The following is a 22,604-nucleotide window of genomic DNA, read 5'->3' as shown; positions in this document are numbered from 1 at the left end:
TTCGGACGCCCGGGAGACTATCCTCCCGGCCATTCGTTAGGAAGACCGTGCAGGCAATCAACGACTTCATCCTCGCCGCAGCCGGGCAGCCCTGGGTATTGCTTCTGGTCTTTGCTTGCTGCGTGATCGACGGCTTCTTTCCACCCATTCCCAGTGAATCGGTGGTGGTTGGACTCGCGGCCGTCTGCGCGACTGCGGGAGTGCCCAATGCATGGCTCCTGATTTTGGTGGGTGCGCTGGGGGCTTTCACGGGCGACAACATCGCCTACTTGATCGGCCGCCAAATAGGTGTTCGCCGCTGGCGGTGGATGCGTTCCCAGAGGATGCAGGGCGCCTTCCGTTGGGCTGGACGGGAACTTCGACGCCGGGCCGCGTCACTGATCATGGTGGCTCGGTTCATCCCCATCGGTCGTGTGGCGGTGAACCTCACTGCCGGAGCCACGCACTTCTCGCACGGGATGTTCGTGGCACTGACGGCCATGTCTGCCGTTCTGTGGGCCGGCTATTCGGTGGCCATCGGCTTGTTCTTCGGCCAGTGGTTCGAACACAACCATTTGCTTGGGGCGATCATCGCGATCGTCGCGGCAGTCATCCTCGGAATCATCGTGGACCGGGTCATCAGCACAGTCCGCGGCTCCGTCCCACTGGACGCGGTCGATGGGGGCGAAGCTGACAAGGCGGCCGAAGTGGCCGAAGCGGCCGAAGATGCCGGAGAGGCGGAAGAGGAACCCGTTCCTTAGCCAGGATTGCCTGGCCACGACCCCCGTCAGGATCGCGTCGCCTCCTCCCTGGGTACTTGCGCTCGGCACCGGAAGATCCTCCCGTGGGCGGATGCTTCCTTGTGACTTGCAGGTTAGCCTTAAATTGTGTTCGTCTCCGGCCGGGCGTAGCGAACGACGCTCCGGCCGTGGGACACTGGATAGCGATCTATGTCACGCGACCGTGTGACTTTCCTTGAGGAGCAATGCCTGCGTGGAATTCATGAACCACATGCTCGAGCATGCCGCCGGGCAGCCGTGGATCTACCCAGTGCTCCTGGTTTTCTTTTTCATCGACGGCTTTGCCACGATCCTTCCGAGTGAAACCGCCATTGTAGGGCTCTCGGCCTTGGCAATGCACCGCGGTGAACCCAATCTGTGGCTCCTCGGCTCTACCGCCCTCATCGGGGCCATGGCCGGCGACAACATGGCTTACATGCTGGGCCGCAAGATCGGCTTGGACCGCTGGAAGTGGATGCGCAAGCCGAAGGTCCAGAAGATGTTCGCCTGGGCGCACTACGAACTGGACAAGCGCGGTGCCGTGCTCATCTTCACCGCCCGGTATATCCCGTGGGGCCGTGTGGCCGTGAACTACGTCGCTGGACAAACCGGGTTCCGCCACAAGACCTTCTTCTGGCTGGATGCGTTCGCCTGCTTCACCTGGGTGGGCTATTCGATTGGCATTGGATCGCTGGCGGGCCACTGGGTGCACAACAACCCGCTCCTCGGCGTGGGGATTGCCGTGGCATTCGCGGTGGTGCTCGGCGTTATTGTGGACCACTCCCTGCGTTGGTGGCACAAGCACCTTGAGAAGAAGGACACAGAGAAGAAGGACGCTGCTTCCGCGGAAGCAGCCGCAGCAGATGCAGGCACCGCAGTTAACGCGACTGCCGGCGTCGAGCGCTCACACCCTGCTGGCTAAGCTTCTTCCGGCCCCCTAGAGTTGGGGGGTGACTGAGCCCATTGTTGATGCTGCCCCTGCCCTTGACTTCGACCTGAAGAGCCTCCCGAAGGTTTCCCTTCACGACCATTTGGACGGGGGACTGCGCCCTGCCACCATCATCGAGCTGGCGGAGGCCGTTGGCCACACCTTGCCTTCCACGGATCCCGTAGCGCTCGGCCAGTGGTTCCGAGAGTCTGCCGACTCCGGTTCGCTGGTCCGTTATCTGGAAACCTTCGACCACACGATTGCGGTCATGCAGACCAAGGAAGGCTTGGCGCGCGTCGCCAAGGAGTTCGTTGAGGACCTGGCCGACGATGGCGTCGTGTACGGCGAGATCCGTTGGGCACCTGAGCAACACCTCCAAAAGGGCCTCACTTTGGACGAGGTTGTGGACGCCGTCCAGGAAGGGCTCGACGCCGGCGTGGACGCTGTTGAGGAGTCCGGCCGCCAGATCCAGGTGGGCCAGCTCATCACGGCGATGCGCCACGCTGACCGCGGCCAGGAAATCGCCGAGCTCGCCGTGCGCCACCGCTACAACGGCGCTGTCGGTTTCGACATCGCCGGGGCCGAAGACGGCTTCCTGCCTTCCCGTTTCAAGGACGCCTTCACCTACTTGGCCGAGCACAACTTCCCGGCTACCGTGCACGCCGGCGAAGCAGCAGGCCTGGAGAGCATCCAGTCCGCCCTGGTGGACGGACGCGCCCTGCGCTTGGGCCACGGCGTACGCATCGCAGAGGACATCACCGTTGAATACGAGGATGCCGAGAGCGAGGAAGCCGACGACGACGTCGAGGACACCGTTGGCATGGTCACCTTGGGTGAGGTGGCTGGCTGGGTCCGCGATCGCGGGATTGCGCTGGAGATCTGTCCTTCGTCCAACCTGCAGACCGGAGCGATTGCGAACTTCGGCGAAGGGATCGAGAACCACCCGTTGGACATGCTCTACCAGTTGGGCTTCAACGTCACCATCAACACTGATAACCGGCTCATGAGCGGTGTCACGCTGACCGACGAGTTCGAGCTTCTCGTGGAGACCTTCGACTACGATCTCGACGATCTCCTGGAACTGACCCTCAACGCGGCCGAGTCGTCGTTCCTGCCGCTGGACGAAAAAGAAGCGTTGGTGGAGTACATCAACGACGCCTACGCCAACCTTGCCTAACGAGACTCCTGGCGGTGCCGGAAATCCAGTCGGGCCGCTCAGAGGGCCCACGGCAGCAGGGGTCCCCGGCCGAGCTTGCGAGGTTGGGGAGCTGCTGGGGACGATTGCCTCTTTGCGCGAGCACTGTCCGTGGATGGGGGCGCTGACCCACGAATCCTTGGTCGAGTACCTGATCGAGGAAGCGTACGAGGTGGTCGACTCGATCGAGGCCGGTGTGTCCGGTTCCGATACTTCCGACGAACTCCGCGGCGAGCTGGGCGACGTGCTGCTTCAAGTGGTGCTGCACGCCCGGCTCGCCGAGGAGCAAGGACGGTTCACGTTCGACGACGTCGCCCGCACCATCACCGAGAAGATGGTGCGGCGCAATCCGCACGTCTTCAAGCCTGACGGTTCCTTGCAGGATTCCTTCCCGGCCACAGTGGAGGAGATCGTCGAAACGTGGGATGTCGTGAAGAAGGCGGAAAAGCCTGCGCGCTCGGATCCTTTCGAAGGCATCCCACCCCATCTTCCTGCCCTCGCTTTGGCGCAGAAATCCCTTGACCGTGCCGAACGCGCGGCGCGTTCGGGCAGCCCCGAAAGCGTTGGCCGCTCCATTGTGGCAGCGGAGGTTCCCGACTCCGAAGCCGCACTTGGAGACTTGCTGCTTGCCGTCGTCGCAGGTTCGAAGGAGAAGGGTTTCGACGCCGAACGGGCCTTGCGCGCAGCTGTCCGGCGCTACCAGGGACGCGAGGGCGAAGCCACATAACGTGAGGGGTCCGACGCTGTTCCGTAACGTTGGCCGGTCTCGACTAGGCTAGTGGGGACGAGGACGTCGAGAATTTCCCTCTAGATTCCCAGTAAATCGCTTCACCATAAGGAGCAGTCCATGGCGCTTATCGATGCCATCCACGCCCGCGAGATCCTTGATTCCCGCGGAAACCCGACAGTAGAAGTTGAAGTTCTGCTTTCCGATGGCCAGATCGGCCGCGCTGCAGTTCCCTCCGGTGCGTCCACCGGCGAGCACGAAGCCGTTGAACTGCGCGACGGCGACAAGGGCCGTTACCTCGGCAAGGGCGTCCAGAAGGCCGTTGACGCGGTCATCGACGAAATCGCCCCGGCCCTCATTGGCTTCGACGCGACGGACCAGCGCAGCATCGACCAGGCCATGATCGACCTCGACGGCACCCCGAACAAGGGCAAGCTCGGCGCCAACGCCATCCTCGGCGTTTCCCTCGCCGTGGCCAACGCAGCCGCCGCTTCCGCGGACCTGCCCCTGTACAAGTACCTGGGCGGCCCGAACGCCCACGTCCTTCCCGTCCCGCTGATGAACATCCTCAACGGTGGCTCCCACGCCGACTCCGACGTCGACATCCAGGAATTCATGATCGCCCCGATCGGCGCCGAGACCTTTTCCGAAGGCCTGCGCTGGGGTGTTGAGGTCTACCACAACCTCAAGTCGGTCCTGCAGGCCAAGGGCCTCTCCACCGGCCTCGGCGACGAAGGCGGCTTCGCTCCGAACCTCCCGTCCAACCGCGCCGCACTGGACCTGATCCAGGAAGCCATCAAGAACGCCGGTTACACGCCGGGCAAGGACATCGCCCTCGCACTGGACGTCGCCTCCTCCGAGTTTTACAAGGACGGCGCCTACCAGTTCGAAGGCAAGGCACTCTCAGCCACCGAGATGAGCGCCTACTACGCCGAACTCGTTGCCGACTACCCGCTGGTCTCCATCGAGGACCCGCTGGACGAAAACGACTGGGAAGGCTGGAAGACCCTCACCGACGCCATCGGCGACAAGGTCCAACTGGTTGGCGACGACCTCTTCGTCACCAACCCGATCCGCCTGCAGCAGGGCATCGACGCCGCTACGGCCAACTCCCTGCTCGTCAAGGTCAACCAGATCGGTTCCCTGACCGAAACACTGGACGCCGTTTCCCTGGCCCAGCGCTCCGGCTACACCACCATCACCTCGCACCGCTCCGGCGAAACCGAGGACACCACCATTGCTGACATCGCCGTTGCCACCAACGCGGGCCAGATCAAGACCGGTGCCCCGGCCCGCTCAGAGCGCGTCGCCAAGTACAACCAGCTGCTGCGCATCGAAGAAGAACTCGACGACGCCGCACGCTACGCCGGCCGCAGCGCTTTCCCGCGTTTCAAGGGCTAGTATCCGCTGAAACTGCTGACCGGTGGCTATGGTGGAAAGACCGTAGCCACCGGTTCTGTTTAACGAAATTCCGGCGTTTCGAAATGCGAGCGCACTTCGGCAAGACCGCAGGCTTCATGAGGCACACGAAGCGCAGCAACCCGCCAGGCAAATACCAGGCATTACAGGAGTGTCATGGCCACCCGCCGTCCCAAGGTCCCCCGGGCAGACGCCCTGGGGCGGTCGCCCCAAAAGAACCCCGACGGCGGCCACGTCATCCGTGCCGACTTCGGCGAGTCCCGCAAGGCAACGCCTGCACAGCAGGAGCCCCAAGCCCACGCAGGGCCAAAGACGTCGTCCACCGCCAGGCCCGAAGGCGGCGCCCACAGCAAGGCCCAATCTGCCTCGAATTCTGCTTCTGCGGCGACGAAGTCGGGACGTCCGGCGCAGGGCCGGGCTGGAAACACCGGCACGGCGTCCACCAAGGCATCCGGTGCGGACTCCGCCCACCCCGGTAAGGACAAAGCGGCCGGCCCCGTGCCCGCCAAGGCGTTCTCCGGGCGCATGCTGGCACTCGCCGTGGTGATGGTCGCGATCACGATCATGCTTGCGCCCACGGTCAAGATCTTCCTCGAGAAACGAGCGGAAATCTCCGCCCTGGAGGCAGACATCGCGAGCAAGCAGGCGGAGCAAGTGGGCCTCAAGAAGCAGATCACCCGCTGGCAGGACCCCAACTACGTGAAACAACAAGCCCGCGACCGCATTAACATGGTTATGCCGGGTGAAGCAGGCTACTGGGTGTTCGGTGGCGATGTCCCCGCCGGTACTCCGGCTGGACGCACCGGCTCAGGAGCTTCCGGAAGCCCTACCAATCTGCCGTGGGTGGATGGGCTGTGGGAATCCATCAGACGCTCGGCAACAGACTAGACGCGGCGCCCGCCGCCGTCGTGCCCTCATAGGCATGGCCAAACAGGGCAGGAAGGATGGCAGCGCCAGTGGAAGATAACTTGGCACCTGCATCGCAGGAGCCCCGCAAGCCATCAGCACATGACCTAGAAATCCTCAGCCGCCAGCTCGGCCGACCCGTTCGCGACGTCGTCGAAATCCCGGCACGCTGCGTGTGCGGCAACCCCCTCGTCGCCGCAACCGCTCCGCGCCTGAGCAATGGCACCCCGTTTCCCACGACGTTCTACCTGACGCATCCCGTCATTACCGCCGCCGTGTCGCGGCTGGAGGCCGGCGGGCTGATGAATGAGATGAACGAACGGCTCACGGCCGACGAGCCCTTGGCGGCAGCATATCGGAGCGCCCACGAGGCCTATCTCCAGGCGCGTGACGAAATCGCCGGACGTGCCGGTACCGGCGAAGTTCCCGAGATCGCGGGGGTCTCGGCCGGTGGCATGCCCACGCGTGTCAAGTGCCTCCACGTCTTGGTTGGCCACTCCCTGGCGGCCGGGCCTGGAGTCAATCCGCTCGGCGACGAGGCCATTGAAGCGATCAGCGAATGGTGGACCGCGGACCGCTGCTACTGCGACGGCGCTTGGGACAGCGCCGGGGAGGCCCCGACCAAGGACCTCAGCCGCCACGGACCGCAGGGTCTTCCGGACATCGTGGGCCGTCCTGCACCTGTTCGCAAATCGACGTCCTCCCAAACAACAGATGTACCTTCCGGCGGGCCGCATGCAGGGGAGCACGACGCATGAGCCGCGTCGCCGCTATCGATTGTGGCACCAACTCGATTCGCCTCCTCATCGCGGACGCCAGCGGTGACAATACGGGGTCTGTCTTGCGCGATGTTGTCCGTGAGATGCGCGTGGTCCGCCTCGGCCAAGGAGTGGATTCCACCGGTGAACTTGCCCCGGAGGCTCTCGAACGCACCTTCGCGGCAACTGGCGATTACGCCGAACTGATCCGCCATCATGGCGCCGGGAGTGTCCGCTTCGTGGCGACGTCCGCGAGCCGTGATGCGCGTAACCGGGACGTCTTCGTCGACGGGATCCGGAACCTGCTGGGTGTCGAACCCGAGGTCATCTCCGGCGACGAAGAAGCCGCTCTGTCGTTCGCTGGGGCAAGCAGCGTGCTTCCTTCGCGCGGCAAGGCCCCGGTTCTCGTGGTGGATCTCGGCGGCGGAAGCACCGAGTTCGTCCTCGGAGACTCCGACGGCGTCATTGCCGCCAAATCCGTCGACATCGGCTGCGTGCGCCTGACCGAACGGCACCTCCGCAACGACCCTCCGACGCCGGAGCAGATCGCCGCCGCAGAAGCCGACGTCGACGCGGCCATTGACCTCGTAGCCCGCACTGTCCCGTTAGGCCGGGCCACCGCCGTCGTGGGCGTTGCGGGTTCCATCACCACCATCACAGCACATGCCCTGGGCTTGAGCGAGTACGACCCCGCACGGATCCACGGCGTCAGCCTGGATCTGGGGACCATCAGCGACGCCGCCACGAGCCTGCTGGAAATGAGCCGCGAAGAGCGCGCCCGGCTGCCCTACATGCACCCCGGGCGCGTCGACGTCATAGGAGCCGGAGCCCTGGTATGGCGCCGCATACTTCAGCGTCTGGCCGAGATCGGAGGCGGCTCCATTACCGCGGCCACCTCCAGCGAGCATGACATCCTTGACGGCATCGCGCTGAGTATTCTGAGTATTCGTTAAGAATGGGTATTCGCTGATGATGCTGCTATACCGTTGGCGCCGCCGAACCGGATCGGCCGCGCTGGCCGCGATGCTGGCCGGGGGAAGCCTGGCAGGGGCCTTGTTCACGGCGCCCGCGGCGTTCGCCGACTCCTGGCGCGACAAGGAATACTGGCTCAACGAATACGGTATCTCCGCCGCTTGGCAGGTATCCAAGGGCGCGGGCGTGAAAGTGGCCATCATCGACAGCGGGGTGGACGGACAACACCCCGATCTCAAGGGTGCGGTTGCGGGCGGAGCTGATGCTTCCGGCTCGGGCGATCCGAACGGACAGAAGAGCATCGGCGCCAAACCCGAGCATGGAACCCTCGTCGCTACTCTCTTGGCTGGGCGTGGACACGCTTCAGCCAGCCCTTCGGCGTCTCCATCGCCGTCGCCCTCCTCAGGCTCCGTTGGACCGGACGGAATCGTTGGCGTGGCGCCTGAATCCGAGATCCTGTCCGTCTCCGCCTGGCTTGGTTCGCCGAACCCTGCGGGCAAGACCGACCAAGAGCAGATTCCCGAAGCTGTTCGATGGGCAGTGGACAACGGCGCCAAAGTCATCAATATTTCCCTTGGCAGCACCTCGCCCGATTGGCCCCAGAGCTGGGATGCGGCGTTCCTCTACGCAGAACAGAAAGACGTGGTGATCGTGGCCGCGGCGGGCAACCGCATTGGCGGGAACGTCCAGGTGGGCGCGCCTGCCACCATTCCAGGCGTACTGACCGTTGCCGGTCTTGACCGGAACCGCACGGCCAGCGTCGATGCTTCTTCGCAAGGGATCAGCATCGGCGTCTCCGCACCCGCGGAAAAGCTGGTTGGCGGCCTGCCCGGGGGGAGTTACGAAGATTGGGCGGGTACCTCCGGCTCCGCGCCGATTGTCTCCGGCGTCGCAGCGCTGATCCGTTCGAAATGGCCGGACATGAGCGCCAAGCAGGTCATCAACAGGATCGTGTCCACGGCCGAGGACGCAGGGGCACTCGGAAAGGACCCCATCTATGGCTACGGCATCCTCAACGCCGAAGCGGCGTTGAAAGCCGATGTGCCCGAGACTAAGAGCAATCCGCTGGGGTCCATCGCGGACTGGATCAGGGTCCACCGGCGGGGGAACCTCAGCAGCCCTACACCTGAACCGACGTCCAAGCCGAGCAGCCCCGCAGCCACCTTGGCGGATCCCTCAGTTCCGGTGGCGAAGGCGCCCTCGCAGGCCGACACAGCCGTTCCGGCCGCGGTGGTCATCGGCTTTGGTTCGCTTTTCGTGGCCATCGTTGCGGGCGCCTCGATCCAGTTGAGGCGTGCTTACCGGAGCTCCCCGGAACGGCCCGAAGAAGCAGTCACGGGCGTGGCGGACGTGGTGGATCCTAGTACTCCGAAGTAGCCCGCGGTGCTTGTATGGCGGCCTAGGGAAATAGTTAGTGAAGATTTTCACAAGGTGCTGTACTCTATTCTTATGGCAACCACCCCTGAGCTCATTGACCGTCCCCGTGTTCTCGTTGTCGGCGGCGGATACGTCGGCCTGTACGTAGCACTCAAGCTGCAGAAGAAGATCGCGAATGCCGGCGGAATCGTCACCGTCGTTGATCCGCTTCCCTACATGACCTACCAGCCCTTCCTTCCCGAAGTGGCCGGCGGCAACATCGAGGCCCGCCACGCCGTCGTCTCGCACCGCCAGCACCTCAAGCAGACGGAACTCATCCAGGGCCGTGTCACCAGCATTGACCACCAGAACCGCACCGCAGTTGTTGCCCCCGCTGACGGTGGCGAGCCTTTCGAGATTCCCTACTTCGACGTCGTGGTTGCCGCCGGCGCCATCACCCGCACCTTCCCGATCAAGGGCCTCGCCGATGAGGGCATTGGCCTGAAGACCATCGAAGAAGCGGTCGCCCTGCGCAACAAGGTCCTTGAGCGCATCGAGGTCGCCTCCACCATGACGGACCCCGCTGAGCGCGCCAAGGCCCTGACCTTTGTTGTTGTCGGTGGCGGCTTCGCCGGTATTGAATGCATCACCGAGATGGAAGACCTGGCCCGCGCCGCCGTGAAGAACAACGCGCGCATCCGCCAGGAAGAAGTCCGCTTCGTCCTCGTCGAAGCCATGGGCCGCATCATGCCCGAGGTCACCGCAGCCCAGGCCGAGTGGGTTGTTGAACACCTGCGCAGCCGCGGCATCGAGGTCCTGCTCAACACCTCCCTCGACAACGCCGAGGGCAGCCTCAAGCTCATCAACCTGCCGGACAAGACTCCCGCGCAGGAATTCGAAGCCGACACCCTCGTGTGGACGGCAGGCGTGCAGGCCAACCCGATGATCCGCTCCACCGACTTCCCGCTGGAGCCCCGCGGACGTGTCCGTGTCCTCCCGGACCTGCGCATCGCAGGTGACGAAGGCATCATCGACAACGCCTGGGCGGCCGGCGACATCGCTGCCGTTCCGGACCTCACGGGCAGCGGCCTGCCGGACGGCACCTGCGTTCCCAACGCCCAGCACGCACTGCGCCAGGCCAAGCGCCTGGCCAAGAACCTGTGGGCCTCTCGTTGGGACAAGCCGATGGGTGACTACAAGCACAAGAACCTCGGCGCGGTTGCCGGCTTCGGCGAATGGAAGGGTGTTGCCAACATCAACATTCTTGGCCGGATCGGCCTCAAGGGCGGCCTCGCCTGGCTGGCCCACCGCGGCTACCACGGCTTGGCCATCCCCACCGGTGAGCGCAAGGTCCGCGTGATCTTCAACTGGCTCCTGGGCATGACCATGGGCCGCGACACCACCCAGCTGCTGGACCTTGACAACCCGCGCGGAGCCTTCGTGGCCGCGGCCACCCCGGCCCCCAAGCCGGCTGCTGCACCGGCCCCCGCTCCGGTTGCCGAACCCGCCGAGGCCAAGGCCCCGGTGACGGCCGACGCCAAGTAGGCGCACACAAGCAGTCCCGACGACGGCGGCCGCCTCCCACATGGGAGGCGGCCGCCGTCGACGTTTAACTCACAGTCCAGACAGCGACGGCGGGTCGGTCCCGCCCGCGACGGTGGGTCGGTCCCGCCCGCGACGGTGGGTCCTAGACTTGTCAGCATGGCTGGCGAAAGCGATCTGACAACCCTCCTCACATCCATGCGCCCCGTGGTTCGCGACGGTGACTATGTGTATGCGTTGTGGCCTCACGGCAAGCCGCTTGAGGGCCACATTGAAGCCGCTGTACGGGAGGCCGAGGGCCTCACCGTGGTCCTGCACCGCGAAGAAGCCGAACGTTTGGGACTGTCCTACGATTTCGTGGCGGCGTGGATCACCCTTCAGATCCACTCCGCGCTGGAAGCGGTAGGCCTGACGGCAGCCGTCAGCTCCGCCCTGACCACTGCCGGTATCAGCTGCAACGTCCTGGCGGGGTTCCACCACGACCATCTGCTGGTTCCAGCGGCCGAACGCGGGCACGCCATGGAGGTGCTGCAGCGTCTGTCACAAGGGTTGGTGTTACGGACGGAGAAGCCGGCTGATCGCGAGGAGGTCCTGGACCTGACCGCCAGCGCGTTCTCGATCAACCCGGTCACAGGCCTGCCGATCGAAGGAACCCCGGCGGAAGCGAAGCTGTTGCGGGAACTGTTCGACTGCGACGAGTATCTTCCGGAGTTCAGCGTCGTGGCCGAGATCGGCGGGGAGATCGTGGGGCACATCATCAGCACCCGCGCCCGGGTCGGAAATCTCGACGTTTTGGGATTGGGCCCCATCAGCGTCCAGCCGCACCTGCAGCGGCGTGGCATCGGATCAGCCCTCCTACGTGAAACTGCTCGACGGGCCGAGGACGCGGGCGAACCGGGCATCGCCTTGTTGGGGAGCACTGAGTACTATCCGCGCTTCGGATATCTTCCCGCCAGCACGCTGGGCGTGACTGCCCCCGACCCCGCATGGGGAGACCATTTCCAGCTGCTGCCCCTCAAAACATGGCCCGACGGCGTCAGCGGCACCTTCCGCTATGCCGCCCCGTTCCAAACGCTCTAGGGGCGCAAGACTCCTTGCCTTTGACGCATTCCAGGCCTCGGGCTGGGTTACCATTATCCGGGCGCCCCAGTAGCCCAATCGGCAGAGGCAGCGGACTTAAAATCCGCTCAGTCCGGGTTCGAGTCCCGGCTGGGGCACGCTTGCGATCCTTGCCGCCCTCGGTAGGTGCGTATTCGCCGCAAAGGTCCGAGGATACTCCCAGCTGACCATAAGATTCCCCCCATGCAACGAGTGTTATAGGGCTGTGACCTGAATCACTTATGTTCGCGGTCCAATTGCATTAGTTTGAGTCTTATTCAGGAACACCTGATCAATCGCATCAAAGGCAGATCGCACCTCTCTCGATCGAGGAGACAATTCATGTTTGATCTTTCCCAAGCGGCGCCCCGTGCGGCCAAGCTCACCGCGCTTGGCATCGGCGTCGCACTTCTAGCCACGGCCTGTGGTGGATCATCCACACCGAGCTCCACTGGAAGCAGTTCCGCCGCTCCTGCGGGGGTCGCTTGTCCCGCACCCAGCGCGGGAGCAGGCGCTGGCGCAAGCCAGGCTGCAACAACTACCGGTCCCGTGCCTCCCTCGACCACCACTTCCGCCGCGCCTTTGAAGATCGGTTCGCTTCTGCCTACGACGGGTTCGCTGGCCTTCCTCGGCCCGCCCGAAATCGCTGGTGTGAACCTTGCCATCAAGCAGATCAATGACGCAGGCGGTGTCCTCGGCCACCCGGTCGAGGTGATCCATCGTGATTCCGGTGACACGAAGACGGATATCGCTACCCAATCAACCACGGCCCTCCTCGGCCAGGGAGTCAGTGCCATCGTCGGTGCAGCGTCTTCGGGCGTTTCGAAGACCGTGATCAACCAGATCACCGGCGCGGGTGTGATCCAGTTCTCCCCGGCCAACACCTCGCCGGACTTCAGCACTTGGGACGACAAGGGCCTCTACTGGCGCACCGCTCCCTCTGACGTCCTGCAGGGCAAGGTCCTCGGAAACTACATGGCATCCTGCGGTGCCCAGACCCTGGGCATGATCGTCCTGAACGACGCCTATGGCACGGGCCTGCAGAAGAACGTGAAGTCGGCGTTCGAGGCGGCCGGTGGAAAAGTAGTTGCGGAGGAGCTCTTCAATGAAGGCGACTCCCAGTTCAGCAGCCAGGTGGACAAGGTGATTGCAGCCAAGCCTGACGCCATTGCACTGATTTCCTTCGACCAGGCCAAGAGTATCGTTCCGCTGCTGACAGGCAAGGGCGTCAAGCCAACCCAGCTGTTCATGGTCGACGGAAACACGTCGGACTACAGCAAGGACTTCAAGGCCGGCACGCTCACCGGAGCCCAGGGCACCATCCCCGGCACCTTCGCGAAGGATGACTTCAAGAAGCAGCTCCTGGCCATCGATCCAAGCCTCAAGGACTACAGTTACGCCGGTGAATCCTGGGACGCAGTCAACCTGATCGCCCTGGCAACGGAAGAAGCGAAGAGCACGAAGGGTGCGGATATCGCTAGCCATCTCCAGGATGTTTCCGAGGGTGGTCAGAAATGCTACGACTTCCCAAGCTGCGTGACGCTACTGCGCCAGGGCAAGGACATCGACTACGACGGCAAGTCCGGTCCGGTGACCTTTGACAAGAACGGTGATCCGAGCGAGGCCTACATCGGTATCTACAAGTACTCCGACGACAACACCTACAAGCCGATCCGCGAAGAATTCGGCAAGCTCTAAGCCGAAGGCTGTACCAGACTGAACCGAAACGAAGCGAAGTAAGCAGGACCCCCGGAGAAAAAACCTCCGGGGGTCCTTTGCTTTGCCTCTTCGCCGCCGAAGTGCGCGGCAAAGTGGCAGCCAAAAGCGGGCAGACAAAGTGGGCAGCAAAAAGCCCGGCACATCAGTGCCGGGCTTTGAGCTTAGTGTCCCTCGCCCTCCACCGTGTCGGCCAGGGTGCCAAGGTAGAGCTGGATGACCTTGGGGTCCTTCATGAGCTCCCTGCCTGTGCCGGTGTACGCGTCCTTGCCCTGGTCGAGGACGTAACCGCGGTCGCAGATCTGCAGGCAGCGGCGGGCGTTCTGCTCCACCATGATCACCGAGACACCGGCCCGGTTGATCTCGTGGACGCGCAGGAACGTCTCATCCTGTTTGACGGGGGAGAGGCCCGCTGACGGCTCGTCCAGCAACAGGACGGCGGGATCCATCATGAGGGCGCGTCCCATGGCCACCATTTGGCGCTCACCGCCGGAGAGCGAGCCCGCACGCTGCGCGCGGCGCTTGCCCAGTTCCGGGAAGAGCCCGGTCACGAAGTCGAAGCGCTCGGCAAAAGCCTTGGGCTTCTGAAACATGCCCATCTGGAGGTTCTCTTCGATGGTCAGCGTGGCAAACACGTTGTTGTTCTGCGGGACGAAACCCACGCCTTGAGTCACTAGCTTGTTGGCTTTCAGGCCGGTAAGGTCCTGCCCGCGAACCACCACGGAACCGGAGTGAACCTTCACTAGCCCGAACATCGCCTTCAGGAGGGTGGATTTACCTGCACCATTGGGCCCGATGATGCCGATCAGTTCGCCCTTGCGGGCTTCGATGCTGCAGCCGTTGAGGATGTTGACGCCGGGCAGGTACCCGGCTACCAGGTTGGTGACGCTGACCACTGCCCCGTCGGCCGGTGTGCTGCTGGCTGCCGGCATTGCGCTGGTCGCACTCATTTGCCATCCTCCTCTTCCAGGTTGGCGACGACGACTTCGGGGGCGATGATGCCTGCATTTTCCGTGCCCACGATCGATTCCTCGTCTGCCTCGAGTTCGGCTTCGAGTTCCTTGATGCCCTCTGCATCCCCAAGATCGACGTCGTGGTGGGCGCCCAGGTAGGCATCGATCACGGCCGGGTTCTTCATGACTTCCCCTGGTGGGCCTTCGGCGACGATCCGCCCTTCGGCCATGACCACCACCCAGTCGGCGATGTGCCGGACCATGTTCATGTCGTGCTCGACGAAGAGCACTGTCATGCCTTCGGCCTTGAGGTTCTTGATGTGGTCAAGGAGGGACTGGGTCAGCGCCGGGTTGACGCCTGCCATGGGCTCGTCGAGCATGACGAGCTTCGGACGGACCATGAGCGAGCGGGCCATCTCCAGGAGCTTGCGCTGGCCACCGGAGAGGGATGCTGCGTAATCGTCCTTCTTGGCGTCCAGCTTGAACTTCTCGAGCAGGATGTTTGCCTGGGCCGTGATTTCCTTTTCCCGGCCGCCCCAGATGCCTTTGAAGAGGGCATTCGAGAGACGCTCGCCTGGCTGGTTCGCGGCACCGAGCCGCATGTTTTCCATGACTGTCAGCTTGCCCATGACTTTTGTCAGCTGGAAAGTGCGGACCATGCCCATGCGCGCCACCTTGTAGGAGGACACTCCCGCAATGTTGCTTCCTTCGAACTTCCACTCGCCGGAATTAGGCGTGTCAAAGCCGGTCAGCAGGTTGAACAACGTGGTTTTGCCGGCGCCGTTGGGCCCGATGAGCGCCGTGATCTTGTGCCGCGGGATCTCGAGGTACTCGACGTCGACGGCGTTGATGCCGCCAAAGCTGCGGGTGACGTTTTCGGCCACCACAATCGGGTCCCTCTTCTTGCAGCCCGGTAGGTTCTCGCCGATGGCGATCGGCCGGGAGTCGGTCATGTAGTTGATTTCTTCTGTTTTCACGTCATGCGAATCATCGCGAGGCTCAGTCATGCGAATGCGAGCTCCTTCTTGTTGCCGAAGACGCCCTGCGGGCGGAAGATCATCAGGAGCATGAGGGCCACGCCCACCAGGATGTAGCGCAGCTGGCCGGCCTGGACCGTGGTGAGCCACGTCACCGCTCCGGACTCGATCAGGCCATACAGGAGGCTCTGGGTCAGGGACAAGACCACCCAGAAGATCATGGCGCCGATCACGGGTCCGAGGACCGTGGCCATTCCGCCCAAAAGCAGGCAGGTCCACAGGAAGAAGGTCAACTCCGTACCGTAGTTGGATGGCTGGACGGCGCCTCGGGGGAGGGTGAAGATCATGCCTGACAGGGCGCCGAGCACGCCGCCGATCATCAGGGCTTGCATCTTGTAGGAGTAGACGTTCTTGCCGAGTGAACGGACGGCGTTCTCATCCTCGCGGATGCCCTTCAAGACGCGCCCCCACGGGCTGCGCATAAGGAGCCACACCAAGGTGCAACAGACAACCACCAGGCCCCAGCCGACAATCCTGATGAAGAAGTCGCGGTTGTTCATGCCCGCGTATGTACCCGGCGGGAACGGATTCATCGAAAAGAAGTCGCCTTCGAAGGCCGCCAGGCCGTTTGCCGAACCCGTAAAGCCGGTCAGCTGGTTGGTGGTGACGATATACCGCAGGATTTCGGCAGAGGCAATGGTCACGATGGCGAGGTAATCTGCGCGAAGCCGCAGTGTGGGAATGCCCAAGACGAACGCAAATGCCACCGAACAGATGACCGCGATGAGCAAACCGACAAAGAACGGAACCTTGAAGGTCAGTGTCGATATGGCGAAGCCGTACGCGCCGACCGCCATGAATCCTGCCTGGCCGAAGTTCAGCAGGCCCGAGTAGCCGAAGTGCACGGCGAGGCCGAGCGCTGCAAGGGCGTATGCCGCCGTCGTCGGGCTGAACAATTCGCCCGCGGCGCTGGAGAAAATAAATCCGAAGTCCATGGCCGTCTCCTAACCCACACGCTCACGCCGGCCGAGGATACCCTGCGGTCGGAACAAGAGGACAACAATCATGATGAACAAGGCGCCGACGTATTTGAGGTCGGCGGCAAGGCCGAACACCGTGGTCAGCTCTACGAAGATTCCGACGACGATCGAACCGATCAGTGCGCCGAAGACGGTTCCCAGACCGCCGAGGGTCACTCCGGCGAAGATGAGCAGCAGGATTTGCGAACCCATGTCGAAGGTGACGCCTGGCCGGTAGTACGCCCAGAGGATGCCGCCGAGGGCGGCCAGCATGCCGCCGACGATCCACACGATGCGAATGACAGAGTCGACGTCGATGCCGGAAGCGGCCGCGAGGGCGGGGTTGTCCGCCACGGCGCGCGTTGCCTTGCCGAGCCTCGTCTTGAGCAAGACGATGCCGATCAGGGCAATGACCACGGCGCTGATGACCAGGGACCAAAGGTTATTGGGCGAGATGGACACTGGCCCGATCTGGATTTCCGAGCTCTGGGCGTAGGGCAGCTGCTGCGTGGCGCCACCGAAGAAGAACTGAATGACGTAGCGGATCGCCAAGGCGAGGCCGATGCTGACGATCATCATGGGCACCAGGCTGGTTCCGCGGCGCCGCAACGGGCGCCAGAGTCCGGCGTCTTGAACGTAGCCGAAGAGTCCACCGCCAAGCAACGCGAGCACGATAGCCAGCCAGAACGGCAGGTTCATCGCATTGAACGTAAAGACCAATACGGCGCCGAGCGTCACCATTTCGCCGTGCGCAAAGTTCGTCAGGCCCGTGGTGCCGAAGATCAAGGACAGGCCGACGGCGGCAAGAGCGAGCAGCAGCCCGAAGCTCAAGCCAGCAACCAGGCGATTGAGCAGGTTCTGGCCGAAGTCCTGCTGCGTGACCACGATGCCCTTACCGAAGGCGAAGATCACAGAGAGGTTTGAGGTCTGGCTAAAAGTGACTTTGCGTGGATTCTCCTGGCCTTCGGCAAGTTTGATGCCATTGGGCAAGGTGGAGGTGTCCAGCTTGACCTCGTAGGTACCCTGAACGGGCACCCCGATCTCCCATGCTCCATTGGCGCCTGATGTCGCGGATCCCTCGAAGCCGTTGCCGGTTGCAGTGATCTTGACTCCCGGGATGGGGGCGCGGGCATCGTCACGGAGGAAGCCGCTGATGCTGTTCTGGAACTGTTCCGGGGACGGCGACGGCGATGGGGTAGCTGCCTGTGCCGCCGGGGCTGTGAGCAGTGCCGCCAGGAGGACGGCGAATAGCGCCCCCATGGCTTTCTGCAGTCCCATGGACGGTCTCTTGGACCGATCTCTGGTTATGCTTCTCAAGATGGAAAACCTTCCACATTGGGGGTGGTCCCGACTGCGCCATTGCGGCCGGTGCGAACGGTCATGGGCTCCGCGGCGGCATCTCACTGCATTGACACCGCCTCTGTGACATTCGTCACCCATGTCCGCTTATGCTACCGCTCGCACGGCACAAAAAATGCCCCTCGAAGGGCCCGGGAGGTCGCGATCAGATAACAACTGTGAAGCTGCAGGCAACTATTTGATTAGTCCAGCTAAAGTAAACCTTTGTTGATTCCGGGTGTATCTAAAGAGTCTGTGAACATGTGGAACTTTCGCTGCGGACCAAGCGTGGGAATTGGTAGCGTGAACTATCACTTCGCCCCCTTACCAAGAAGGACATCCACCATGGCACTCGGAGGCAACCCGATCTTCAACGGAAAGAATTTCCGTGGAGCCACACAGGCGCCGCCTGTTCCCAGCTATTCGCATGGCCAGAACCAGTACGGCCAGAACCAGTACGGCCAGCCCGCCTGGGCGGCACAGCCGCAGATGAGCAGCGACCAGCTGCAGCAGATGTACAACCAGCCTTCGGCCGGTCCGGCCGAAACCGGCCGCATGACTTTCGACGACGTCATCGTCAAGACGGCCGCTTGCCTCGCCGTGCTGTTGCTTGGTGCAGCGATCACCTTGTTCGTGGCTCCTGGCACGGCCAGTCTCCTGATGGTGGTCGGTGCGTTGGGCGGCTTCGTGCTGGCCATGGTCAACACCTTCAAGAAGCAGCCGTCTCCGGCTCTGATCCTCACCTACGCCGGCCTTGAGGGCTTGTTCCTCGGTGGCCTCACGCGGCTCCTGGATGGTTTGTACCCGGGAGTCGGACTGCAGGCAGTCATCGGTACGCTCGCCGTGTTCGGGGTGACGCTGGCCCTCTTCAAGAGCGGAAAGGTGCGGGCCACCCCCAAGGCAGTGCGCTTCTTCATGATCGCCACCCTCGGCTACCTGGTCTTCGCCGTGATCAACATGGTCATGGTGTGGACCGGCGTCGTCCACTCGCCCTTCGGCCTGAGCACCAGCGTGCACATCTTCGGCATCCCGCTGGGCGTCTTCATCGGTGTCCTGGCGATTGGCCTGGCCGCTTTCTCGCTGGTCATGGACTTCACGAGCATCGAGCAGGGTGTTCGGCAAGGCGCTCCGCAGAGGTACTCCTGGACGGCAGCCTTCGGCCTGACGGTCACGCTCGTCTGGCTCTATGTGGAGATCATCCGCCTGCTCGCGATCCTGCGCGGCGACGACTAGCTCCCTCTTGGGGGCTTAGGACAGCCGCTCGAAGACCACCGCCATGCCCTGCCCGCCACCGACGCACAGGGTTGCCAATCCCAAGGTGCCATCCCGTTCGCGGAGGCCGTTGAGCAAGGTGGTGGTCATGCGGGCACCCGTCATGCCGAAGGGGTGGCCGAGGGCGATTGCGCCGCCATGCACGTTGAGCTTCTCCGGGTCTATGCCGAGTTCGCGGGCACTCGCCACTACCTGGACCGCGAAGGCTTCGTTGAGCTCCACGAGGTCAATGTCCGCCATGCTCAGCCCCGCCAAGGCGAGGGCCCGGCGTGAGGACTCCACTGGTCCCATGCCCATGAGTTCCGGGGAAAGGGCGCTGACGCCGGTGGAGACGATGCGTGCCAGCGGTTCGAGGCCAAGCTCCCGGGCCCTGAAATCACTCATGACAACGACGGCGGCAGCGCCGTCGTTGAGCGGGCACGCGTTCCCGGCGGTCACCGTTCCTTCCTTCCGAAAAACCGGTTCCAAGGCGCTGACACCTTCAAGGGTGACGCCGGCGCGGGGCGAATCGTCGCGGTCTACCACGGTGCCGTCTTTGCGCGTGTATGGCGTGATTTCCCGGGCGTAGAAACCGGAGGCAATAGCCGCCTCGGTACGGTTCTGGCTCTGGACTGCCCACAGATCCTGCTCCTCCCGGCTGATTCCGTGGCTTGTGGCGACGTTTTCGGCGGTCTGTCCCATCGCGATATAGACGTCCGGCATCCGTCCACCCATGCGGGGATCCGTCCATGGCGTGTTGGACGCTGCACGGGCGGCCGTGCGGGCACGCGCCGCTTCAAACAGGGGGTTGTGCAGGCTGGTGTCCGTTTCCCCGGCCCCGACCCAGTTCTGGTAACGGGACACGGACTCGACCCCCGCCGAGACAAAGGCATGGCCCTCACCGGAGCTGATGGCGTGGAAGGCCATCCGAAGGGTCTGCAGGCTGGAGGCGCAAAAGCGGTTGATCGTGGCCGCGGGGACGGTGTCCAGGCCGGCCAGGACGGTCACCACGCGGGCCATGTTCGAGCCGGCCTCGCCGCTGGGTTCGGCGCAGCCAAGGTAAAGGTCATCGAGGCCGCGGCCATCAAGTGCGCCCGGATCAAAGGCCGGAATTCTTGCCAGGGCAGCAGTCACCATCGCAGCCGCGAGGTCATCCGGACGTTCGTCTTTCAGGGACCCTTTGAAGGCCCGTCCGATGGGGCTTCTGGCAGTGGAAACGATGACAGCCTCAGTCATGTCCCCAGCTTACGCCGGGCCCGCGAGCCGAATGCGGGTGGAAGCGCCGAAGTCAGGCGAGGCGTGTGGCCCCCGCAGCCGGGGTGACGGTGAAGATGTCCGGCGCCGTGAAACCGGCCTCTGCGAAGGCGCGTACGACGGCGTCGCGCACCTCGTGCTCGTGGCCCACCGGGGTGAGTGCGATGGCTGATCCGCCGAATCCGCCGCCCGTCATGCGGGCGCCGATGGCCCCGTGGGCGCGGGACGTTTCCACCGCAAGATCGAGTTCCGGACAGGAGATCTCGAAGTCATCGCGCATGGACACATGGCTCGCATCCAGCAGCGGGCCGATGTGGGCGGGCCCGTCCGTGATGAGGCGCTCCACGGTCTGCAACACGCGGTCGTTCTCCGTGACGATGTGCCGCACCCGCCGGAAAGTCGTGCTGTCCAGAAGCCCGCTGGCTTCCTCCAGATCGCCGATGCCGACATCGCGAAGGGCTGTGACTCCTAGGACCTGGGCGCCCAATTCGCAGGAAGCCCGGCGGGAGGCGTAACCGCCATCCGCATGCGAATGGGAGACCTTGGTGTCGATGACCAGCAGGACGAGCCCGGCTTCCCGCGCGTCGAAGGGGACCAGCTGCACACTTTGGTCGCGGCAATCCAGGAAGACGGCGTGGCCCGAGGATCCGCGCAACGACGCCGACTGGTCCATGATTCCGGTCGGGGCGCCGACGAACTCATTTTCGGCCTTCTGAGTTGCGAGCACCATGTCTTCGGCGCCGAGTCCCGCGCCAGTGAGATCGTTGAGTGCCGAGATGACGGCGCATTCGATGGCGTGTGAGGAGGACAGTCCCGCGCCAAGGGGGACGTCGGAGTCCATGAGCAGATCGAAGCCCGGAACCTGGATCCCGCGCTGTTGCAAGGCCCAGGCCACACCGAGGGGATACTTCGTCCAGCCCTTCGCGGATCCAGGGGCCAGAGCGGTGATGTCAGCTTCGACCAGGCCCTGCTCGCCGAACGTGGAGAGCAGCTGGATGCGTGAATCGTCGCGGATACGGACCGCAACCTTCGCCGTCTTGTCGATCGCGAAAGGCAGAACGAACCCTTCGTTGTAGTCGGTGTGTTCCCCGATCAGGTTAACGCGTCCCGGTGCCTGCCACACGCCGTCGGGCTCTGAACCGAAAATCGACTCGAAGCGGCCGAACAGGGCGCTCAGCGCGGGGGCGTCGGGAGTGGAGGTCATGCTGTGGCCCCTTCCGGAATGGTGGTAGCTGCTCGGCCACGCATCGGGGAATCGCTTCCGACGGCGCGCAGCCGTTCGGCCACCGATTCGGGCGTGGTGTCGTTGATGAAGGCTCCCATGGCGGCCTCGGAACCGGCAAGGTACTTGAGTTTGTCGGCGGCACGGCGCGGGGAGGTGAGCTGCAGGTGCAGGTGGCCGGACGGGCGCAAGGCGGCATCCAGGGGTGCCTGGTGCCACGCGGAAATGTACGGCGTGGGCGTTGGGTACAGGGCGTCCAAGCGTTTGAGTAACTCGAGGTAGACATGGGCGAGTTCGTCGCGTTCTTCGCCACTCAAGGCGGCGAGGTCCGGGACTTGCCGATGCGGGACGAGGTGCACCTCTAGCGGCCAGCGTGCGGCGAACGGTACGTAGGCACTGAAGTGCTCGGCTTCGAGCACCATCCGGCTGCCGTCCTGCCGTTCCGCTTTGAGGATCGAGGACGTCAGCGATTCCCGGCCCTTGGCCTGGTCGAAGTGCCGGACGGCGGCGGCGCCAAGGCTTGCCGCCCGGGGGGTGACGTAAGGGTAGGCGTAGATCTGCCCGTGCGGGTGGTGGAGCGTTACGCCGATGTCGGCGCCGCGGTTCTCGAACGGAAAAACCTGCTGGATTCCCGGGAGGGCGCTGAGGGCCTCGGTCCGGTGCGCCCAGGCCTCGATCACGGTGCGTGCCCTGGTTTCGCCAAGTTCGGCGAAGGATCCGGTGTGGCTGGGGGTGAACGAGACGACTTCGCAGCGGCCATAGGCCGGACCCGACGTTCCCCAGGAGGGTGCGCCGGGGATGGCGCCGACAGCCGGACCCAGTGAGGGGAAGCGGTTTTCGAAAACCACGACGTCGTAGTCCGGTGCGGGGATTTCCGACGGGTTCGCGGGGGTGGTGGGGCAGATGGGGCATTGGTCTGCAGGCGGCAGATGCGTGCGGCTTTGGCGGTGCGCCGCGACAGCGACCCATTCGCCGCTCAGCGCGTCATAACGCAACTCGCCTGGATCAGCGCGTGGAGGGAGGTCCCGGTGATCCGTCAGCGACCCGGGTTCACGCTCCGGTGAGCCGGCGTCGTCGAAATAGATCAGCTCCCGACCGTCGGCGAGGCGTGTGCTGGTAAGACGAGTCATGGATTTATGGTGGCACAAGGTGCTCAAAAAGGCAAAATATCTAACAAAATTGAACATTAAGCGACGGGGCCAAGCGTCGCCTGGG

20 protein-coding genes and 1 tRNA gene are annotated in these 22,604 nt (G+C 63.8%); 14 read left to right on the top strand and 7 right to left on the bottom strand.

The annotated features are described in order from the left end of the window. Positions 1–47 precede the first annotated feature (47 nt). The 13 genes from HNP00_RS04785 (at position 48) to HNP00_RS04725 (ending at position 13,357) form a co-directional block, all read left to right on the top strand. A complete protein-coding gene (locus HNP00_RS04785) occupies positions 48–740 on the top strand; it encodes a DedA family protein (RefSeq protein WP_184736482.1) in 693 nt (230 codons plus the stop codon). A 250-nt stretch (positions 741–990) separates the two neighbouring features. Next, the gene (locus tag HNP00_RS04780) at positions 991–1,680 is read left to right on the top strand and encodes a DedA family protein (protein WP_184736749.1); all 690 of its coding nucleotides are present in this window, start codon (positions 991–993) and stop codon (positions 1,678–1,680) included. A 28-nt stretch (positions 1,681–1,708) separates the two neighbouring features. Next, complete coding sequence (locus HNP00_RS04775; protein ID WP_184736480.1) at positions 1,709–2,863, top strand: adenosine deaminase; 1,155 nt, start codon at positions 1,709–1,711, stop codon at positions 2,861–2,863. Between the two features lie 133 nt (positions 2,864–2,996). After that, entirely contained in the window at positions 2,997–3,608 is a 612-nt protein-coding gene (locus tag HNP00_RS04770; RefSeq protein ID WP_184736478.1) for a MazG nucleotide pyrophosphohydrolase domain-containing protein, read from the top strand. Positions 3,609–3,728: 120 nt separating this feature from the next. Next, positions 3,729–5,009: a phosphopyruvate hydratase gene (gene eno / locus HNP00_RS04765; protein ID WP_184736476.1), complete on the top strand. Its 1,281-nt coding sequence runs from the start codon at positions 3,729–3,731 to the stop codon at positions 5,007–5,009. A 174-nt stretch (positions 5,010–5,183) separates the two neighbouring features. Then, positions 5,184–5,915 (top strand): septum formation initiator family protein, encoded by a 732-nt coding sequence (locus tag HNP00_RS04760; protein ID WP_184736474.1) that lies wholly within the window; start codon positions 5,184–5,186, stop codon positions 5,913–5,915. Positions 5,916–5,971: 56 nt separating this feature from the next. Further along, positions 5,972–6,691, top strand: coding sequence for a DUF501 domain-containing protein (locus HNP00_RS04755; RefSeq protein WP_184736472.1), 720 nt, complete (start codon positions 5,972–5,974; stop codon positions 6,689–6,691). Beyond that, entirely contained in the window at positions 6,688–7,644 is a 957-nt protein-coding gene (locus HNP00_RS04750; RefSeq protein WP_184736470.1) for a Ppx/GppA phosphatase family protein, read from the top strand. Before HNP00_RS04755 ends, HNP00_RS04750 begins: the two co-directional genes overlap by 4 nt. Before the next feature lie 16 nt (positions 7,645–7,660). After that, positions 7,661–9,040, top strand: a complete 1,380-nt coding sequence (locus HNP00_RS04745; RefSeq protein WP_184736468.1) for a S8 family serine peptidase — start codon at positions 7,661–7,663, stop codon at positions 9,038–9,040. 72 nt (positions 9,041–9,112) lie between these two features. Beyond that, complete coding sequence (locus HNP00_RS04740; RefSeq protein ID WP_184736466.1) at positions 9,113–10,564, top strand: NAD(P)/FAD-dependent oxidoreductase; 1,452 nt, start codon at positions 9,113–9,115, stop codon at positions 10,562–10,564. Positions 10,565–10,720: 156 nt separating this feature from the next. Further along, positions 10,721–11,641 carry an N-acetyltransferase gene (locus tag HNP00_RS04735; protein WP_184736464.1) on the top strand — a complete coding sequence of 307 codons (921 nt, stop codon included), beginning with the start codon at positions 10,721–10,723 and terminating at the stop codon, positions 11,639–11,641. 63 nt (positions 11,642–11,704) lie between these two features. Beyond that, positions 11,705–11,778, top strand: a tRNA-Leu gene (locus HNP00_RS04730). A gap of 223 nt (positions 11,779–12,001) precedes the next feature. Beyond that, on the top strand, positions 12,002–13,357 hold the full coding sequence (locus tag HNP00_RS04725) for an ABC transporter substrate-binding protein (RefSeq protein ID WP_184736462.1): 1,356 nt from the start codon (positions 12,002–12,004) through the stop codon (positions 13,355–13,357). Positions 13,358–13,539: 182 nt separating this feature from the next. Here the strand turns inward: HNP00_RS04725 and HNP00_RS04720 are convergent, their stop codons facing one another. From HNP00_RS04720 to HNP00_RS04705, 4 genes are read right to left on the bottom strand one after another with little or no spacing between them, the layout of a single operon-like run. Then, complete coding sequence (locus tag HNP00_RS04720; RefSeq protein ID WP_184736460.1) at positions 13,540–14,325, bottom strand: ABC transporter ATP-binding protein; 786 nt, start codon at positions 14,323–14,325, stop codon at positions 13,540–13,542. After that, entirely contained in the window at positions 14,322–15,335 is a 1,014-nt protein-coding gene (locus HNP00_RS04715; RefSeq protein ID WP_184736457.1) for an ABC transporter ATP-binding protein, read from the bottom strand. The genes HNP00_RS04720 and HNP00_RS04715 overlap by 4 nt, the downstream gene beginning before the upstream one ends. Beyond that, positions 15,332–16,300, bottom strand: a complete 969-nt coding sequence (locus tag HNP00_RS04710) for a branched-chain amino acid ABC transporter permease (RefSeq protein WP_184736455.1) — start codon at positions 16,298–16,300, stop codon at positions 15,332–15,334. Before HNP00_RS04710 ends, HNP00_RS04715 begins: the two co-directional genes overlap by 4 nt. A 9-nt stretch (positions 16,301–16,309) precedes the next feature. Continuing rightward, positions 16,310–17,584: a branched-chain amino acid ABC transporter permease gene (locus tag HNP00_RS04705; protein ID WP_184736746.1), complete on the bottom strand. Its 1,275-nt coding sequence runs from the start codon at positions 17,582–17,584 to the stop codon at positions 16,310–16,312. Between the two features lie 423 nt (positions 17,585–18,007). Here HNP00_RS04705 and HNP00_RS04700 point away from each other — a divergent pair, with 423 nt between their 5' ends. Beyond that, positions 18,008–18,895, top strand: a complete 888-nt coding sequence (locus HNP00_RS04700) for a Bax inhibitor-1/YccA family protein (protein ID WP_184736453.1) — start codon at positions 18,008–18,010, stop codon at positions 18,893–18,895. Positions 18,896–18,910: 15 nt separating this feature from the next. Here HNP00_RS04700 and HNP00_RS04695 read toward each other — a convergent pair whose 3' ends face one another. The 3 genes from HNP00_RS04695 to galT are packed head-to-tail and all read right to left on the bottom strand — an operon-like array spanning position 18,911 to position 22,519. Beyond that, positions 18,911–20,149, bottom strand: coding sequence for an acetyl-CoA C-acetyltransferase (locus tag HNP00_RS04695; RefSeq protein ID WP_184736451.1), 1,239 nt, complete (start codon positions 20,147–20,149; stop codon positions 18,911–18,913). 52 nt (positions 20,150–20,201) lie between these two features. Continuing rightward, the gene (galK, locus tag HNP00_RS04690; RefSeq protein WP_184736449.1) at positions 20,202–21,371 is read right to left on the bottom strand and encodes a galactokinase; all 1,170 of its coding nucleotides are present in this window, start codon (positions 21,369–21,371) and stop codon (positions 20,202–20,204) included. After that, the gene (gene galT, locus HNP00_RS04685; protein ID WP_184736447.1) at positions 21,368–22,519 is read right to left on the bottom strand and encodes a galactose-1-phosphate uridylyltransferase; all 1,152 of its coding nucleotides are present in this window, start codon (positions 22,517–22,519) and stop codon (positions 21,368–21,370) included. Before galT ends, galK begins: the two co-directional genes overlap by 4 nt. Positions 22,520–22,604 lie beyond the last annotated feature (85 nt).

The sequence above is a fragment of the Arthrobacter sp. AZCC_0090 genome (assembly GCF_014207375.1).
Taxonomy (GTDB): domain Bacteria; phylum Actinomycetota; class Actinomycetes; order Actinomycetales; family Micrococcaceae; genus Arthrobacter.
This window is presented reverse-complemented; position numbering and strand designations above follow the sequence as displayed.

What these genes read in the sequence shown, in the direction of transcription:
- HNP00_RS04770 (WP_184736478.1), top strand. Translation starts at nt 2,997, where the DNA reads ATGGGGGCGCTGACCCACGAATCCTTGGTCGAGTACCTGATCGAGGAA.
- HNP00_RS04755 (WP_184736472.1), top strand. Translation starts at nt 5,972, where the DNA reads ATGGCAGCGCCAGTGGAAGATAACTTGGCACCTGCATCGCAGGAGCCC.
- galK (WP_184736449.1), bottom strand. Translation starts at nt 21,371, where the DNA reads ATGACCTCCACTCCCGACGCCCCCGCGCTGAGCGCCCTGTTCGGCCGC.
- HNP00_RS04715 (WP_184736457.1), bottom strand. Translation starts at nt 15,335, where the DNA reads ATGACTGAGCCTCGCGATGATTCGCATGACGTGAAAACAGAAGAAATC.
- HNP00_RS04725 (WP_184736462.1), top strand. Translation starts at nt 12,002, where the DNA reads ATGTTTGATCTTTCCCAAGCGGCGCCCCGTGCGGCCAAGCTCACCGCG.
- HNP00_RS04720 (WP_184736460.1), bottom strand. Translation starts at nt 14,325, where the DNA reads ATGAGTGCGACCAGCGCAATGCCGGCAGCCAGCAGCACACCGGCCGAC.
- HNP00_RS04740 (WP_184736466.1), top strand. Translation starts at nt 9,113, where the DNA reads ATGGCAACCACCCCTGAGCTCATTGACCGTCCCCGTGTTCTCGTTGTC.
- galT (WP_184736447.1), bottom strand. Translation starts at nt 22,519, where the DNA reads ATGACTCGTCTTACCAGCACACGCCTCGCCGACGGTCGGGAGCTGATC.
- HNP00_RS04750 (WP_184736470.1), top strand. Translation starts at nt 6,688, where the DNA reads ATGAGCCGCGTCGCCGCTATCGATTGTGGCACCAACTCGATTCGCCTC.
- HNP00_RS04695 (WP_184736451.1), bottom strand. Translation starts at nt 20,149, where the DNA reads ATGACTGAGGCTGTCATCGTTTCCACTGCCAGAAGCCCCATCGGACGG.
- HNP00_RS04710 (WP_184736455.1), bottom strand. Translation starts at nt 16,300, where the DNA reads ATGGACTTCGGATTTATTTTCTCCAGCGCCGCGGGCGAATTGTTCAGC.
- HNP00_RS04745 (WP_184736468.1), top strand. Translation starts at nt 7,661, where the DNA reads ATGATGCTGCTATACCGTTGGCGCCGCCGAACCGGATCGGCCGCGCTG.
- HNP00_RS04705 (WP_184736746.1), bottom strand. Translation starts at nt 17,584, where the DNA reads ATGGGGGCGCTATTCGCCGTCCTCCTGGCGGCACTGCTCACAGCCCCG.
- HNP00_RS04700 (WP_184736453.1), top strand. Translation starts at nt 18,008, where the DNA reads ATGGCACTCGGAGGCAACCCGATCTTCAACGGAAAGAATTTCCGTGGA.
- eno (WP_184736476.1), top strand. Translation starts at nt 3,729, where the DNA reads ATGGCGCTTATCGATGCCATCCACGCCCGCGAGATCCTTGATTCCCGC.
- HNP00_RS04760 (WP_184736474.1), top strand. Translation starts at nt 5,184, where the DNA reads ATGGCCACCCGCCGTCCCAAGGTCCCCCGGGCAGACGCCCTGGGGCGG.
- HNP00_RS04735 (WP_184736464.1), top strand. Translation starts at nt 10,721, where the DNA reads ATGGCTGGCGAAAGCGATCTGACAACCCTCCTCACATCCATGCGCCCC.
- HNP00_RS04780 (WP_184736749.1), top strand. Translation starts at nt 991, where the DNA reads ATGCTCGAGCATGCCGCCGGGCAGCCGTGGATCTACCCAGTGCTCCTG.